Raw genomic sequence first — 15,609 nt, forward strand, 5'->3', positions numbered from 1 at the left:
GCACTCACCGGGCCGCACGCAGAGTCTCGGCCGCGGCGATGGCGGCCAGCACGGCGGCAGCCTTGTTCCGCGTCTCCTGCTCCTCGGCGGCCGGATCCGAATCCGCCACCACGCCCGCGCCGGCCTGCACGTGGGCGCGCCCGCCGTGGATCAGGGCGGTACGGATCGCGATCGCCATGTCGAGGTCGCCGCCGAAGCCGAAGTAGCCCACGGTGCCGCCGTAGAGCCCCCGCCGTACCGGCTCCAACTCCTCGATCAACTCCATCGCCCGCACCTTGGGGGCACCGGAGAGGGTGCCCGCCGGGAAGGTCGCGACGAGCGCGTCAAAGGCGGTGCGGTCCGCGGCCAGTGTGCCGATCACCGTGGAGACGATGTGCATCACATGGCTGTACCGCTCGATCGTGGCGAACTCGGGCACCTCGACCGAGCCAGGTCGGCAGACCCGCCCCAGGTCGTTGCGGCCCAGGTCCACCAGCATCACGTGCTCCGAGCGCTCCTTCGGGTCGGCGAGCAGTTCGGCGGCGAGTTGGGCGTCGGCCTCCGGCGAGCTACCGCGCGGCCGGGTGCCGGCGATCGGATGCAGCAGGGCACGCCGCTCCCCGTCCACCTCGGTGGCCACCTTCAGGTGCGCCTCGGGAGAGGAACCGACGATGTCGAAGCCATCGAAGCGCAGCAGGTACATGTACGGGCTGGGGTTGGTGGTCCGCAGCACCCGGTACACGTCGAGCGGGTCGGCGTCGGTCGCCCGTTCGAAACGCTGCGACAGCACGATCTGGAAGCACTCACCGGTCCGGATCGCCTCCTTGGCCGCCACCACCGCCTTCTGGTAGCCACCCTCGGGCGTACGGCAGTGCACGTCCCCGACGGGTGCGGCGCCAACGGTGGAGGCCATCGGAGGAATCGGCCGGGACAGCGCGGCGGTCATCGCGTCCAGCCGCCCGACCGCGTGGTGGTACGCGGCGGTGGCCGCCGCCGCCCGATCCGGCGCCTCCGGCGGCGGGAGGATGGCGTTGGCCACCAGGAGCGCCGAGCCGTCATAGTGGTCGAGCACCACCAGATCAGTGGCGAGCATCATTCCCAGCGCCGGCAGGCCGAGGTCGTCCTCGGTGCGCTCGGGCAGCCGCTCGAAGTGCCGGACCAGGTCGTACCCGAGGTAGCCGACCATACCGCCGGTCAGCGGCGGCAGCCCGGCCGTGTCGTCGGGAGGTGGCCCGGCGAGGGCGGCGACGGTCTCTCGAAGCACTGCGACCGGGTCCCCGGTGGTGGGTAGCCCCGCGGGGGGCTGCCCTGTCCACACCGCCACGCCGGCGCGTTCGGTCAGTGTGGCCGCGCTGCGAACCCCGATGAAGGAGTACCGGGACCAGGTCATGCCGGTTGAACCCACGCCCTGCTCGGCAGATTCGAGGAGGAAGGTGCCCGGACCGCCGCCCAGCTTGCGGTAGACGCCGACCGGCGTCTCCGCGTCGGCGAGTAGCCGCCGGGTGACCGGCACGACCCGCCTCCCGGCGGCCTGCTCGGCGAAGGTCGTCGCGTCCGGACGGACGGTGCCGTCGGTCATGACTGGGCCTGCCGTTCGCCGGACCCGCCGGTGACCGGCAGGTCGTTGTGGAAGCAGCTTCGCCGGCCGGTGTGACACGCCGGGCCGACCTGGTCGACATCGACCAGCAGGGCGTCTCCGTCACAGTCGAGGGCGACGGCGCGGACGTACTGGTGATGGCCGGAGGTCGCGCCCTTGACCCAGTACTCACCGCGGCTGCGGGACCAGTAGGTGGCCCGGCCGGTGGTCAGCGTCCGATGTAGCGCCTCGTCATCCATCCAGGCGAGCATCAGCACCTCGGCGGAGCCGTGCTGGCGGACCACCGCGGCGAGGAGCCCGTCCGACGTCCGGCGCAGTCGCGCGGCGATGGTCGGGTCCAGGTGGGACGGCCGGGCCGGACCGCCGCTCGGGTCCGAGCCGGGCAGGGCGCCGGGCGACGGCGCGTCAGGTACGGGCATAGTCACCCATTCTCCGATACCCGACGGGCGGCGGGTAGGGGACCCATATGCCTTGCTCACCCAACAGAATTCAACTACTGTTGAGTTTAATAATTGATCTTTACCCGGAGGTGCGCAATGCAGGACGCCATCGCCCTTCGTGACCTGGTTGTCGACCGGGGCGGGCGACGGGTGCTAACCGGCATCAACGCCACCGTGCCGTGCGGGACGGTGACGGGCCTGCTCGGGCCGAGCGGCAGCGGAAAGACCACGCTCCTACGGGCACTGGTCGGGGTGCAGGTCGTCACCGCTGGCACGGTCACCGTCCTGGGCTACCCGGCCGGCGCCCCACAGCTACGCCGCCGGATCGGCTACCTGACCCAGGCGCCGAGCGTCTACGCGGACCTGACCGTCCGGGAGAACGCCCGCTACTTCGCCGCCCTGCAGGGGCGCGGCTCCGCCCAGGCCGACCAGGCCGTGACCGACGTCGGGCTGCGGGCAGCCGCCGGCCAGTTGGTCGCCACCCTCTCCGGCGGCCAACGCAGCCGCGCCTCACTGGCCTGCGCGCTGGTCGGCGACCCCGAGCTGCTCGTGCTCGACGAGCCGACCGTCGGTCAGGATCCGGTGCTACGAGCGGAACTCTGGGCCCGGTTCCACGCGATGGCCGCCGCCGGCACCACCCTGCTCATCTCCAGCCACGTGATGGACGAGGCCGCCCGCTGTGACCGACTCCTGCTGATCCGCGAGGGGCGGCTGATCGCGAACGACACCCCAGCAGCGGTACGCGCGGCGACCGGCGTGGACGACCTGGAGGAGGCGTTCCTACGAATGATCCAGGCAGGCGAGGCCGGCACGGCCGGGCAGGAGGCGTCGTGAATCCCCGGATCCTCGCCGCCACCACCGGCCGCATCCTGCGCCAACTGCGCCATGACCGGCGTACGGTCGCGCTGCTCGTGGTCGTACCCGCGGCGCTCCTCACGGTGGTCTACTACATGTACGTCGACCAGCCGACGCCACCGGGCCAGCCGGCGCCGTTCGATCGGATCGCGCTGGTGCTGCTGGGGTTCTTCCCCTTCATCATCATGTTCCTGGTGACCAGCATCGCCATGCTGCGCGAACGCACCAGCGGCACGCTGGAACGGCTACTGACCACCCCGTTGGGTAAACTCGACCTGCTCTTCGGGTACGGCATCGCGTTCGGTCTGGCCGCCGTGGTCCAGGCGGCGGTCGCAGCCGCCGTGGCCTACTGGCTGTTCGATCTCGACACCGCCGGTAGCAGCGGGCTGGTCATCCTGATCGCGGCGGTCAACGCTGTGCTCGCCGTCGCGCTCGGGCTCCTCTGCAGCGCCTTCGCCCGGACCGAGTTCCAGGCCGTACAGTTCATGCCGGTCGTGGTCGCCCCGCAGCTGCTGCTCTGCGGGCTCTTCGTCCCTCGCAACGAGATGGCCGGCTGGCTCCAGGCGGTCAGCGACGTCCTGCCCCTGTCGTACTCGGTCGAGGCGTTGCAGGAAGTCGGCTCAAGCGCCGAACCCACCGCAACGATGTGGCGCGACCTCGCGATCGTGGCCGGCGCTGCGGTGCTGGCGCTGGTACTCGCCGCCGCCACCCTGCGCCGACGCAGCGGCTGACCCGGCGACGGCACCGAACGGAAGGCGACGATGGTACGGCGGATCGGACGGCGACCCGGCAACCCGGACACCGGGGCGACGATCCTCGCGGCGGCCCGGGCCACCTTCGCCGAGCGGGGGTTCGACAAAGCCTCCATCCGTGCCATCGCCGCCACCGCCGGCGTGGACCCGGCGCTGGTGCACCACTACTTCGGCACTAAGGACAAGCTCTTCCTCGCCGCGATGAACGCCCCGGCCGACCCGGCCGAGGTGGTGCCGACGGTGCTCGCCGGGGACCCCGACCAGATCGGGGAACGGCTGGTCCGCGCCTTCCTCGGCATCTGGGACTCCCCCGCCGGCACCCCCGCGGTGGCGCTGCTGCGCTCGGCGGTCAGCAACGAGTGGACCGCTCGGCTGCTGCGCGAATTCCTCACCACACAGGTGCTGCGCCCGGTCCTCGACCACCTCGACGTGGATCCGGCGCAGGCACCGCTCCGCGGGGCGCTGGTGGCCAGCCAACTCTTCGGCCTGGCGATGGCACGCCACGTGCTCCGGCTCGAGCCCATCGCCAGCGCTGCCCCCGAAACACTCATCGGCTCCGTCGGCCCCACCATGCAGCGCTATCTCACCGCCCCGCTGGAGGGCTAGCCACCCCGGCGGCGGAGCTGAGTCGCCCCGCCGGAGGGCTGAGGGCCGGCGTGCCCCCCGCCGGAGGGCTGAGGGTCGACACCGGAGGGCTGAGGGTCGACGCGGCCCGCCGCAGTCACCGGGTCTGCTCCAGCCACGAGGCGTAGAGCTGCCCGTAAACCGACTCGGCGTCGCTGACCAGTTCCTCGTGCGCGCCCCGCTGCACGATCCGCCCTCGATCCACCACGATCACCTCGTCGGCGGCCTGCGCCGTGGAGAGCCGGTGCGCGATGGCGAGCGTTGTCCGGCCCCGGGTCACCGCATCCAAGGTGTGTTGCAGACGCACCTCGGTCGCCGGATCGACCGCGCTGGTCGCCTCGTCGAGCACCAGCAGATCCGGGTCGGCGACGTACGCGCGGGCGAGCGCGACCAACTGCCGCTCGCCCACACTCAACGCCTCACCGCGCTCCCCCACCGCGGTGTTCAGGCCCGCCGGGAGGCCATCCAGCCAGTCCGCCAGCCCCAGCTCCACGAAGGTGGCGGTGAGCTGCTCGTCAGTGAGGTCCGGCCGGGCGAAGCGAACATTCTCCGCGACCGTGGCGTCGAAGAGGAAGCCGTCCTGCGGGACCATCACCACCCGCGAACGCAGCGAGCCGAAACGCACCTCCCGCAACGGCACCCCGGAGAGCAGCACGTCCCCCTCGGTCGGATCCATCAGCCGGGTGAGCAGCTTCGCGAACGTCGTCTTCCCGCTGCCGGTCTCGCCGACCACCGCCACCCGGCTCTTCGCCGGAATCTCCACCGAGATGTCGTGCAGCACCGGTGCGCCGCCCGGATAGGCGAAGCCCACCCCGACGAAGCGGATGTCCAGCGGACCCGGTGGAAGCTCCCGCCCCGACTCGCCCGGGTCCGCGACATCCGGCTCGACATCCAACACGTCGAGCACCCGTCGCCAGCCGGCGATCGCGTTCTGCGCCTCGTTGAGCACCTCGGTGGCGATCTGTACCGGCTGCACGAAGAGGGTCACCAGGAACAGGAACGCGGTCACCTCACCGATGCTCAACGTACGGTCAGCGCCGAGCAGCACTCCCAGCACCACCACGCCGGCCAACGCCAACCCGGCCGCGATCTCCCCAACCGAGCTACCCAGGACGCTGATCCGGATAGCCCGTTGCTGAGCTCGCCGCTGGTTGTCGATCGCCTCGTCGAGCCGGCGCGCGGTGCGCCCGGAGATGCCGTACGCCCGGATCACCGACGCGCCCACCACGCTCTCGGCGATCGCACCGAGCAGCGCGCCGGTGCGCTCCCGCACCACCCCGTACGCGCCGGCGAGCCGCCGTTGGAGCAGTCGGATCACGAACACCGCCGGGCCGAACGCCGCGTACACCACCAGGGTCAGCTGCCAGGAGTACGCGAGCATGACCGCTGTGGTGACCACCAGCTGACCGAGGTTGATCAGCAGGATCACACCGCCCCACTGGAGGAACTGGGTGATCTGGTCAACGTCACTGGTCACCCGGGACACCAAGGACCCACGTCGCTCGGACTGCTGGTGCAGCATCGACAGGTCGTGGACGTGTCGGAAGGCGCGAATCCGCACGTTGGAGAGGGCGGTCTCGCTGACGGTGAACAACCGCCGCATCATGAGGTAGCCGCAGGTCGTGGTCACCACGAGCACCGCCGTGGTGACGGTCACCACCGTCCAGACCACATTCAGACGGAGGCCGCCGGCAATGCCATTGTCGATGCCCTGCTGCACCGCCACCGGCACGGCCGCCCGACCAACCATGTAGACCAGCGCCAGGCCGAGCGTGCCCGCCAACCCGACCCGCAGCTCCGGGGAGAGCGCCAAGCCCCGCCGCAGCGTCCGCCAGGTCGACTCAGCCGCCGCCTCCGAAGCCATGGTGCTACTACTCACTGGTCCACCTTTCGCTCGCGACTGCGGGGCTCGCAAGCTCACTCCTCGCACTCACCAGTCCCCCCCTCCGCTCGCGACTGCGGGGCTCGCAAGCTCACTCCTCGCACTCACCAGTCCCCCCCTCCGCTCGCGACTGCGGGGCTCGCAAGCTCACTCCTCGCACTCACCAGTCCCCCCTCCGCTCGCGACTGCGGGGCTCGCAAGCTCACTCCTCGCACTCACCGGTCCACCTCCAGTTCGAGGCCGGTTGTCAGCGGCGGCGGGACCTCGTCGTACCCCTGCTGCTGGGCCTGCTCCGCATCGGCCTGCTCGTAGGCGGTGACCAGATCGGCGTAGCCGGGCACGGTGGCGAGCAGGTCGGTGTGCGTGCCCCGGGCTACCACCCGCCCGTGCTCCAGGTAGACCACCTCGTCGGCGAGGGCGATGGTCGCCCGCCGGTAGGCGACCACAAGAATCGACGTCGCCGTCTTCCCCGGCTCCACGGCGCGCAGCCCGGCCAGGATCGCCGCCTCCACCCGCGGATCGACCGCGCTGGTCGCGTCATCCAGCACCAACAGGCGCGGCCGACCGACGAGGGCTCGGGCCAGGGTGAGCCGCTGCCGCTGCCCCCCGGACAGCGACGTACCCCGCTCACCGACCCGGGTATCCAGGCCGTCCGGGAGAGCGGCGACGAAGCCATCCGCCCCCGCCAACCGCAGCGCCGCCCAGACCTGTTCATCACCGAGACCGGGCCGATCCAGGGTGATATTCGCCCGCACCGAATCGTCAAAGACGAACGGCACCTGCGCCACGAGCGCGACCGTACGGGCCAGCGAGTCCGCGGTGAGGTCGCGAACGTCCACCCCGTCCACCTCAACGGCGCCCGCACGTGGATCAACCAGCCGAACAGCGAGCGAGGTAATGGTGGACTTCCCCGCACCGGTCGACCCGACCAGGGCGACGGTCCGCCCCGCCGGCACCGTGAAACCGACCTCACCCAGCACCTCGGCGCCGGGCAGGTGCGCCTCGGCCGGCTCGTACGCGAAGTGGACGTCGCGGAAGGTGAGCGTTGCCGGACCGGCGTCGTCGCGGTCAGGCGCCACCGGGCCGTACGGCATCTTGCCGGTGGCATCGAGTACCCGCCGGACCCGTTCCCAGCCGGCGACGCTGCGCGGCAACTCGGCCAGGACCCAGCCGATCGCGCGGACCGGGAACGCCAGCACGGTGAAGAGGAACGCGACGCTGACCAGTTCGGCCACGCTGATCGCGCCCTGCCGCAACCGAAGGGTGCCGACCACCAGTACGGCGAGCGTCCCAAGCCCGGGCAGGGTCTCCAGCATGGGGTCGAAAACGCCGCGCAGCCGCCCCACGGACACCAGCGCGTCCCGTAGTTCGCGGGCACGCGCAGCGAACCGCTCGGTCTCCTGCGCCTCCCGGCCCATCGTCTTGACCACCAGCGCGCCGTCAAAGCTCTCGTGGGCGATGCCGCTGACCTCAGCCCGCAGCCGCTGGGCCCGGGCCTGGCGGGGGGCCATCCGGCGGGAGTAGACGACGTTGAGCGCGAAGAGCGCCGGGAAGACACCCAACCCGACCAGGGCGAGCGCCCAGTCGGTGACGAAGAGCGAGATCACCGCACCGACCAGCATCACCAGGGTGCCCACGGCGAAGGGCAGCGGGGCCACCGGATGCCAGGCGGCCTCGACATCGGAGTTCGCGTTGGACAGCAGGGTGCCGGTGGCGTTGCGCTGGTGCCAGGAGAGCGGTAGGTCGAGGTACCGGCGGGTGACCCGACGGCGGTAGGCGGCCTGGAGCCGAAACTGCATGTAGCCGGCACCGAGCCGACGGCCGAGGATGGCAACCACCCGCAGCACGCTGAGCCCGAATAGCGCGGCGGCGGCCAGGGCGAGCGCAGCGGTGGGCACCGAACCTTCGGCGACCGCCGGCACCACCACGTCGCCGACCACCGCGCCCACCACGAATGCGCTGCTGACGACCAGCAAGCCGAAGAGCACACTGGAGCTCGCCGCGACCGCGAAGATCCTGGGTTGTTCCCGAATCGCCTGGCCGAGGACGGCCAACCCTCGCCAGAGCACGTCCCGACTTGTTCCGCTCGCCACGTTCTCCCCCGCCGTAAGTTGCCGCTGTCTCCCCCATCCTTACCTGCCGGAGCCAGGTCCGACGACTCGGAGGCCATTCTCATGCAGCGCGACCGAGGCATTCGGACGTGATGGGCCTACCATCAAGGGATGCCGAAGTACGCCCGTTCGGAGCGGGAAGCACTCGCCGAGCTGATGCAGACGCTGGGCCCGGACGCACCGACCCTCAACACGGGTTGGACCACCCGAGACCTCGCCGCCCACCTGGTGCTTCGGGAACGCCGCCCGGATGCCGCCGGGGGCATTCTGTTACCACCGCTACGCAGGTACGCCGAGGGGGTCCGCCGACAGCTCGCCGCCCGCCCCTGGGAGCGGCTGATCGACCAGGTACGTCGGCCACCGGTATGGAGCCCGATCAGCAATCCGCTGCTCGACGAGGCGGCCAACACGATGGAGTTCTTCATCCACCACGAGGACGTTCGCCGGGCACAAGCCGACTGGCAGCCCCGCGATCTGCCGGCGAGGCTGCAACAGGCGCTGTGGCAGCGGGCAAGCGGGCTAGCCCGGCTGACGCTGCGCCGCTTCCCAGCCGAGGTGCTGGTCCAAGCCCCGGGGTACGGGCAGCGAGCCGCCGGTCGGGGCGGCGAGCAGCTCCGGTTGGTGGGTGCCCCCGGTGAGTTGGTGCTCTTCCTGAGCGGACGGCAACGGGCGGCGCGGGTGCAGATCGACGGCCCGGCGGGCCCGGCGGACCGACTGCGCGACGCCCAGTTGGGGCTGTGAAACGCCCGCAGGTTCGAAAAGTTCCGCCGCACAGCCGCACCTGACCCGGTCGGACCGCGACATTCCGCCCTTCCGGGCTGGCGATACGGGAGTGGTCACAGGTTCCGGCCGCGCCACTCATCCTGCTTGGCCTCGGTCGCCAGCTGTTCTCGCAACGCCGTCTCCCGGATCTGATGCCGGTTCGACGCGTCCACGACGTACTGCACGATCAACAGCAACAGGCACACCGCCGACAGCAACACCAGGGCGAGCAGACCCGGCAGCCGGTGGGACAACGGAATCAGCGGGAGGAGCAGCGCGACCGCGGTGACCGGCGGCCAGCGGAGTTTGCGGGGTGCCACGGCGCCCAACGCGATCAGGGTGACCAGGTAAATGATCACACCGCCGTAGAGGCTCAGCGCCTCGATGACCGGCAGGGGCACCCCCCAGGCCGGCGTCTGCGGATCCGCCAGGTCATGCAGCAGCCGCTTCAGGGCTAGGGCGAACAGGATGATCCCCGCCACCAGCGGCAGATGTAGGTAGGTGTAGGCGTAGCGGGCTAGTCTGCGCCGTGCGTCCGGGTCCTGGGTCCGGTACAGGGCGTGCTCCATCCCGACCGCGAGACTGTCGAAGTACGCCCACCACAGCACGGCGATAATGGCGATACCCACCACCGCCGCCAGCACGACCGGCGCGGTCAACGGCAGGCGATCGGCGGCCAGGTTCGGTCCGAGCCCCAACGAAATGATCGACTCCCCCAAAGCGATCAACACGATCAGGCCGTACCGCTCCGCCCAGTGCGCGGCAGAGGTCACCGTCCCCCGCACACCCAGGCCGGCGCCGTACTCGACAACGATCGCGGCGATCCAGAATGTGAGCCGGAGCAGCCGCTCGGCATCCCCCTCGGCGAGGTGCTGCGGCACCAGCGCAGCGGCGACCAACAGGGCGGTGGCGGTCAGCGCCGGCGCGAGCAGCAGCAGCCAGCGCCGACGCAATTTCGGGTTTGACCGCGCCACCCAGCCGAAGACACCCACCTGGAGCAGCCGCACGAGGCAGTAGCAGGCCGCGAAGAGCAATGGACCGGCCAGGCCCTCGGGCATCGCCACAAACGCCGACGGGCTACTCAGCGCGAGTACGAAGACCGCGGCCGTGGTAACGAACCCGACCAGCGGGACGCTGCCCTGATCAACGCGGACCACGTTGCCGAGGGCGGCGAAACCCACCCAGCACCACCAGAGCAATGCCAGCACCAGCAGTGACCGCAGGAGGACGGGCACGCTGAGGTCGGTGGCGGCCAGCTCGGTGACGTTCAGAAACGCGAATACGAAGACCAGATCGTAGAAGAGCTCGAGCCGCGTGGTTCGGGAGCCGGGCGCTCCCGGCCGAACCGCCGGCGACCAGCGGACCCGGTTCTCGCGCTCCACCCGACCAGTTTCCCAGCGGGTCCGGCCACCACGGGTGGCTTCCGCCAGCGCTGCACGATCAGGCGATGACGGCCGGCTCCGACCACTGCGGCCGGCCGGCGCGGTCTAGGTCGTAGCGGACGGCGGCGATCCGGTCGACCGCCTCCACCAGATCGGCCTCGGGCAGGGTGAACGGCAACCGTAGGAAACGCTCCAGCGTCCCGTCCAGACCGAACCGGGGGCCGGGGGCGAGGCGCACGCCCACCTGTTCGGCGGCGCGGGCGAGTGCGCTGGAGATCGGACCGTCGAGCTCCGCCCAGAGGTTGACTCCGCCGTGCGGCACGCTCACCCGCCACTCGGGCAGGCGCTCGGTGAGGGCATCGAGCAGAACGTCCCGCTGGGCGGTGAGCTGGGCTCGCCGGGCGGCCACGATCGCCGGTCCCTGCGCCAGTAGGTGGACGGCGACCAGTTGGTCCAGCACTGGACTCGCCATGTCCACCCCGACCCGGACGGCGGCGAGCCGCTGCACCTGCGGCGCGGACGCACGGATCCAGCCGATCCGCAGCCCGCCCCAGTACGCCTTACTCATCCCCCCGACGGTGAGCACCCGGGAGTGTCGGTCGAAGCTGGCGGTGGGCGGGGGCATCACCCCGCCGGCCAGGGACAGGTCCACAAACGACTCATCGATCACGAGTTCGGAGCCGACGGCGTGAGCGGTGGCGACCAGCCGCTCCCGCAGCTGGGCCGACATCAGGTGTCCGGTCGGGTTCTGAAAGTCCGGGATCAGATAGGCCAGCTTGGGTCGCCCCTGGCGGAGGGCGCCAAGCAGGAGGTCAGCGTCCCAGCCGAGGGCATCCGGGGCGAGGCCGTGAGTGCTGATGCGGGCCCGCCGGGCGTGCAGCGCAGCCAGGGCGTTCGGGTAGCTGGGCGCCTCCACCAAGACACTACCGCCCGGACTGTGCGTGAGACGGAGCACCAGGTCCAGGGCGTGCTGGGTGCCATTGGTGACCATGACCTGCTCGGGTGAGGTGGGTAGGCCCCGTTCGTCGTACGTGCGGGCGATGGCCTCCCGCAGTTCGCTGATACCGGTCGGGTGGTAGCCCGCCCCACCCAGATAGCGGGGCAAGTCTGCGGCGGCCGCCTGGGCGGCGGGCAGCAGCTCGGGCGGGGCGGCAAGGGCCGCAACGCCAAGATCAAGCATCTCGCGGTCGTCGAGCGGGGTCCAGAGGCCGCTTCCCGCCATCCGATGGTTGCCGGGGAGCATGGTCCAGCTGCCAGCGCCGCGCCGGCTGGCGAGGTGGCCACTGTCACGAAGCTCCCGGTAGGCCGCGGTGACCGTGGTCCGGCTGATCCGCAGCGCCTCCGCCAGCTCCCGCTCGGCCGGCAGACGAACGCCCAGCGAGAGCCGCCCATCGGCGAGCAACCCCCGGATGGCCGCGGCCAGCGCCACGTAGTCGGGGCTGCGCCGGCGACCGGGGAGCGCATGCCACTGGCCGAGCAGCCGGGATAACTGGCTTCCACGCACCTGACTCTTCATGGGCCACTCCACCACAATTGGCTCTACTGGTCGCCTGATTGGTTACTAGATTGGCATGCGTGCAACAGATTGGCAATCTCAGCTACCGGCCCGCGCGACGGCTGACCCAGCTCTACGCTGGACTCGGCCTCTACGGCGTGAGCATGGCCCTGTTGATCCGCTCCGGCCTCGGCCTGGACCCCTGGGACGTCTTCCACCAAGGGATCGCCGGGCACACCGGGCTCTCCTTCGGCACGGTGACCATCGCGGTCGGGGCGCTGGTGCTGCTGCTGTGGATCCCGCTACGGCAGCGGCCGGGCCTCGGCACGGTCAGCAATGTGGTGGTGGTCGGGCTCGTGGTGGACGCCACCCTCGCCCTACTACCGGCGGACCTACCGCTCGCCACCCGAACCGCCCTACTCGTCGGCGGGATCGTCGCCAACGGCACGGCGAGCGGACTCTATCTCGGCTCCCGGCTCGGCCCCGGCCCCCGCGACGGCCTGATGACCGGGTTCGTCGCCCGCCGGCCACGATTCTCGATCCGGCTCGTCCGCACCACCATCGAGGTCGCCGTACTGGGGCTGGGCTGGCTGCTCGGCGGCGCGGTCGGCCCCGGCACGGTGGCGTATGCCCTGACCATCGGCCCGCTGACCCAGTTCGTGCTGCCCCGCGTGACGGTCCCTCCTCCGCCCAACCCCACCCCAGTCCCGACTCCCGGTTGAGCCGTGTGCTCCCGCGCACCGTCCCCGTCCCGCCGACCCCCCGGCGGCTATCCGGCTCACCGCTAGCGACGCAAAGGACGACCCGTTGTAGCCCAATGGGAGGAGGTGTTTCCTTTCCGGCGCGGGATCGGCACAATCTGGCCATGGGGGAGAGACAATGGCAGTGGACGGACGCTTGGATCTTCGTATCGCTGGTGATCGCAAACGGCGCCGGCCGGCATCGTCGCGCAGCGTCCAGCCGGCGGCCCCTGGGAGTCCGTCTCGCCGACGTTCTCTCCACCGCCGACCACCTCAACCGCGCGCTCCCCGAACGGCAGGAGGTCGAGGTCGCGATCCGTCGGTTGGTCGGCAGTGGCCTGGTCAGCGTCACCGACGGCTGGTTCCGGATCACGCCGGATGGGGAACGGCTCTGGCGTACCCGCCCGCACGCCGGCCTGGCCACCACGGTCGACACCGTGCAGGGCGCGTTGAGCCGTCAGCACGCCCCGGGCGACGCGGACTGGCATCTGGACGAGGCGGAGCACGCGGCGGCCGTTCAGGAGTACGCGGTCCGTTCCATCCCGTCACCGCGACGGTCCCCCAAGAACCACGCCCGCCGGGACTGACCGGCACAGCCCGCCGGCTGGCCGACGAGGCGGGTCAGCGAACCGGGTGACCCCCCTCGCGCAGTATGTCCTTGACGTCGCCGACGGTGAGCTGGCCGAAGTGAAAGACGCTCGCGGCGAGCACCGCGTCGGCACCGGCGTCAACCGCCGGCGGGAAGTGACTCGCCTCGCCCGCGCCCCCGCTGGCGACCACCGGCACGTTGACCACCGCCCGCACCGCGCGGATCAACTCCAGGTCAAAACCCGCCTTAGTGCCATCGACATCCATCGAGTTGAGCAGAATCTCACCCGCGCCCAGCTCGGCGCCGCGCCGCGCCCAGTCGATGGCGTCGATGCCGGTACCACGTCGGCCGCCGTGCGTGGTCACCTCGAACCCGCTGGTGGTGGCGGAGGAGGCGCGCCGCACATCGAGGGAGAGCACCAGCACCTGCCGGCCGAACCGCTCCGCGATCTCAGCGATCAGGTCGGGACGGGTGATCGCGGCGGTGTTCACGCCGACCTTGTCCGCCCCCGCGCGCAGCAACGCGTCAACGTCACTTACCTGCCGCACCCCACCACCGACGGTGAGCGGAATAAAGACTGACTCCGCGGTACGGCGGACCACGTCCAGCATCGTGCCGCGGTCGCTCACCGAGGCGGTGACATCCAGAAACGTCAGCTCGTCAGCGCCAGCCCGGTGGTACGCCGCGGCCCGCTCCACCGGGTCGCCCGCGTCCCGCAGGTTGAGGAAGTTGACGCCCTTGACCACCCGCCCGGCATCCACGTCGAGACAGGGAATCACACGTACGGCCAGGGACATGTTGTCAGCCTAGCCAACGCGATCCGCCGGCGTTCGTCGCGTGCGGCGCCACCGGGGGATCGCGTTGGACAAGATGCGTCCCTACCGCCGAGGCGAGGCGGGCTCCCTGCTCACACCCGGACCAGCATCTTGCCGAGGTTCTCGCCGCGGAGCAGGCCCAGGAAGGCCGCCGGGGCGTTCTCGATGCCGTCGATGATCGTCTCGTCGTAACTGAGCTTCCCGTCCCGGAGCCACCCGCCGACCTCCTGTGCGAACTGCTCGCCCAGCTTTCCGTAGTCGGAGACGATGAAGCCGCGCAGGGTGAGCCGCTTGCTGATGATCATCGCTAGGTTGCGCGGAGCGGCCGGCGGCTCGGTCGCGTTGTACTGCGCGATCATCCCGCAGATCGCGGCCCGGCCGTTCGGCCGCATCGCGCCGATCGCCGCCTCCAGGTGCTCGCCGCCCACGTTGTCGAAGTAGACGTCGATCCCCTCCGGCGCGGCGGAGTCCAGCGACTCCCGTACCGGGCCATCGTGGTAGTCGAAGGCGACGTCGAAACCGAGCGCCCGCAGCCGCTCAACCTTGGCCGGCGAGCCGGCGCTGCCGACCACTCGGCCGGCCCCGCGAAGCTTGGCGATCTGGCCGACCATGCTCCCCACCGCGCCAGCCGCCCCAGAGACGAAGACGGTCTCCCCGGGCTGCATGGCGGCGACCTCGAGCAATCCGGCGTAGGCGGTAAGCCCGGTCATTCCCAACACGCCGAGGTACGTGCTGACCGGGGCGAGGGCAGGATCGACCTTCCGGACGGTCGCTGCGTCCAGCAGCGCGTACTCCCGCCAGCCGAGCGCGTGGAGCACCGTGTCGCCGAGGGCGAAGCCGTCGGCCTCACTCGCCACCACCTCGCCGACCGCCCCGCCGTCGAGCGGCGCGTCCAGCGCGAACGGCGGGACGTAGGAGGCAACATCATTCATCCGCCCCCGCATGTACGGATCGACGGAGATGAAGGTGTTCCGAACCACGATCTGACCCGGGCCCGGGGTGGGGATGTCGGTGGAGACCAACCGGAAGTTCTCCTCGGTCGGCCACCCCTGCGGCCGCGAGGCTAGCTGGATCTCACGGTTGGCGGTCTTGCTCATGGTCACTGCTGCTCCTTGTGTTGGTGGATCGTTCTGGTGATCCGAGTGAGGGTGTCGCGTAGGACGACGAGATCGTCAGCACTGAGCCCGGTCGCCTGGGCCAACTGGCGGGGAACGTCAACCATGCGCCCACGCAGGGCCCGCCCCGCCGGGGTCAGCTCCACCGCCACCCGCCGTTCATCGGCCGGCGACCGCCGCCGGACCACCAGGCCCGCCGCCTCCAGCCGCTTGAGCAGTGGGGAGAGCGTTCCGGAATCCAGCTGCAGCCGGGCGCCGAGGCCAGAGACCGTCGGCGGCTGCTCCTGCTCGCCCTCCCAGAGCACCAGCAGCACGAGATACTGCGGATAGGTCAGCCCGAACCCGGCGAGGATGGGCCGGTAGACATCGGCCATGGCCCGTGAGGCGGTATATAGCGCGAAGCACACCTGCCGCCGCAGCACCAGATCATCGGTCACCCAAAAAGCGTAGCCCGCAGTTTAGTTGTGTACA

General features: G+C 70.8%; 15 protein-coding genes. 6 read left to right on the forward strand and 9 right to left on the reverse strand.

Going from position 1 to position 15,609, the window contains the following annotated elements; genetic code table 11:
* Positions 1-4 precede the first annotated feature (4 nt).
* Positions 5-1,558 carry an anthranilate synthase component I gene (locus SALPAC4_RS0101490; protein WP_019868857.1) on the reverse strand — a complete coding sequence of 518 codons (1,554 nt, stop codon included), beginning with the start codon at positions 1,556-1,558 and terminating at the stop codon, positions 5-7.
* Positions 1,555-1,995: a phosphoribosyl-AMP cyclohydrolase gene (gene hisI, locus SALPAC4_RS0101495; protein WP_019868858.1), complete on the reverse strand. Its 441-nt coding sequence runs from the start codon at positions 1,993-1,995 to the stop codon at positions 1,555-1,557. Before hisI ends, SALPAC4_RS0101490 begins: the two co-directional genes overlap by 4 nt.
* 117 nt (positions 1,996-2,112) lie before the next feature.
* Between hisI and SALPAC4_RS0101500 the strand changes: the two genes are divergently transcribed.
* The 3 genes from SALPAC4_RS0101500 to SALPAC4_RS0101510 are packed head-to-tail and all read left to right on the forward strand — an operon-like array spanning position 2,113 to position 4,229.
* Positions 2,113-2,850 (forward strand): ABC transporter ATP-binding protein, encoded by a 738-nt coding sequence (locus SALPAC4_RS0101500; protein WP_019868859.1) that lies wholly within the window; start codon positions 2,113-2,115, stop codon positions 2,848-2,850.
* Entirely contained in the window at positions 2,847-3,602 is a 756-nt protein-coding gene (locus SALPAC4_RS0101505; RefSeq protein ID WP_019868860.1) for an ABC transporter permease, read from the forward strand. Before SALPAC4_RS0101500 ends, SALPAC4_RS0101505 begins: the two co-directional genes overlap by 4 nt.
* A gap of 30 nt (positions 3,603-3,632) precedes the next feature.
* Positions 3,633-4,229: a TetR/AcrR family transcriptional regulator gene (locus SALPAC4_RS0101510; RefSeq protein WP_019868861.1), complete on the forward strand. Its 597-nt coding sequence runs from the start codon at positions 3,633-3,635 to the stop codon at positions 4,227-4,229.
* Positions 4,230-4,344: 115 nt separating this feature from the next.
* Here the strand turns inward: SALPAC4_RS0101510 and SALPAC4_RS0101515 are convergent, their stop codons facing one another.
* Both SALPAC4_RS0101515 and SALPAC4_RS0101520 read right to left on the reverse strand, forming a co-directional pair.
* Positions 4,345-6,111 carry an ABC transporter ATP-binding protein gene (locus SALPAC4_RS0101515; RefSeq protein WP_019868862.1) on the reverse strand — a complete coding sequence of 589 codons (1,767 nt, stop codon included), beginning with the start codon at positions 6,109-6,111 and terminating at the stop codon, positions 4,345-4,347.
* 233 nt (positions 6,112-6,344) lie between these two features.
* On the reverse strand, positions 6,345-8,222 hold the full coding sequence (locus SALPAC4_RS0101520; RefSeq protein ID WP_050564965.1) for an ABC transporter ATP-binding protein: 1,878 nt from the start codon (positions 8,220-8,222) through the stop codon (positions 6,345-6,347).
* Positions 8,223-8,351: 129 nt separating this feature from the next.
* On the opposite strand from SALPAC4_RS0101520, the gene SALPAC4_RS0101525 reads away from it, so the two are divergent.
* Positions 8,352-8,981 (forward strand): TIGR03085 family metal-binding protein, encoded by a 630-nt coding sequence (locus SALPAC4_RS0101525; protein ID WP_019868864.1) that lies wholly within the window; start codon positions 8,352-8,354, stop codon positions 8,979-8,981.
* A 95-nt stretch (positions 8,982-9,076) separates the two neighbouring features.
* Here the strand turns inward: SALPAC4_RS0101525 and SALPAC4_RS0101530 are convergent, their stop codons facing one another.
* The gene (locus SALPAC4_RS0101530; protein WP_019868865.1) at positions 9,077-10,384 is read right to left on the reverse strand and encodes a low temperature requirement protein A; all 1,308 of its coding nucleotides are present in this window, start codon (positions 10,382-10,384) and stop codon (positions 9,077-9,079) included.
* 58 nt (positions 10,385-10,442) lie between these two features.
* Entirely contained in the window at positions 10,443-11,900 is a 1,458-nt protein-coding gene (gene yczR, locus SALPAC4_RS0101535; protein WP_027644627.1) for a MocR-like transcription factor YczR, read from the reverse strand.
* Positions 11,901-11,959: 59 nt separating this feature from the next.
* Between yczR and yczE the strand changes: the two genes are divergently transcribed.
* A complete protein-coding gene (gene yczE / locus SALPAC4_RS0101540; protein WP_019868867.1) occupies positions 11,960-12,601 on the forward strand; it encodes a membrane protein YczE in 642 nt (213 codons plus the stop codon).
* A 143-nt stretch (positions 12,602-12,744) separates the two neighbouring features.
* Positions 12,745-13,206: a hypothetical protein gene (locus SALPAC4_RS0101545; RefSeq protein WP_019868868.1), complete on the forward strand. Its 462-nt coding sequence runs from the start codon at positions 12,745-12,747 to the stop codon at positions 13,204-13,206.
* A gap of 34 nt (positions 13,207-13,240) precedes the next feature.
* Here the strand turns inward: SALPAC4_RS0101545 and hisF are convergent, their stop codons facing one another.
* The 3 genes from hisF to SALPAC4_RS0101560 form a co-directional block, all read right to left on the reverse strand.
* Positions 13,241-14,005, reverse strand: a complete 765-nt coding sequence (gene hisF, locus SALPAC4_RS0101550; RefSeq protein WP_019868869.1) for an imidazole glycerol phosphate synthase subunit HisF — start codon at positions 14,003-14,005, stop codon at positions 13,241-13,243.
* Between the two features lie 110 nt (positions 14,006-14,115).
* Positions 14,116-15,120, reverse strand: coding sequence for an NADP-dependent oxidoreductase (locus SALPAC4_RS0101555; RefSeq protein WP_027644626.1), 1,005 nt, complete (start codon positions 15,118-15,120; stop codon positions 14,116-14,118).
* Between the two features lie 2 nt (positions 15,121-15,122).
* Positions 15,123-15,575 carry a MarR family winged helix-turn-helix transcriptional regulator gene (locus SALPAC4_RS0101560; protein ID WP_019868871.1) on the reverse strand — a complete coding sequence of 151 codons (453 nt, stop codon included), beginning with the start codon at positions 15,573-15,575 and terminating at the stop codon, positions 15,123-15,125.
* Positions 15,576-15,609: the final 34 nt, after the last annotated feature.

Origin of the sequence: Salinispora oceanensis (genome assembly GCF_000383575.1) — a bacterium.
Lineage (GTDB): Bacteria > Actinomycetota > Actinomycetes > Mycobacteriales > Micromonosporaceae > Micromonospora > Micromonospora oceanensis.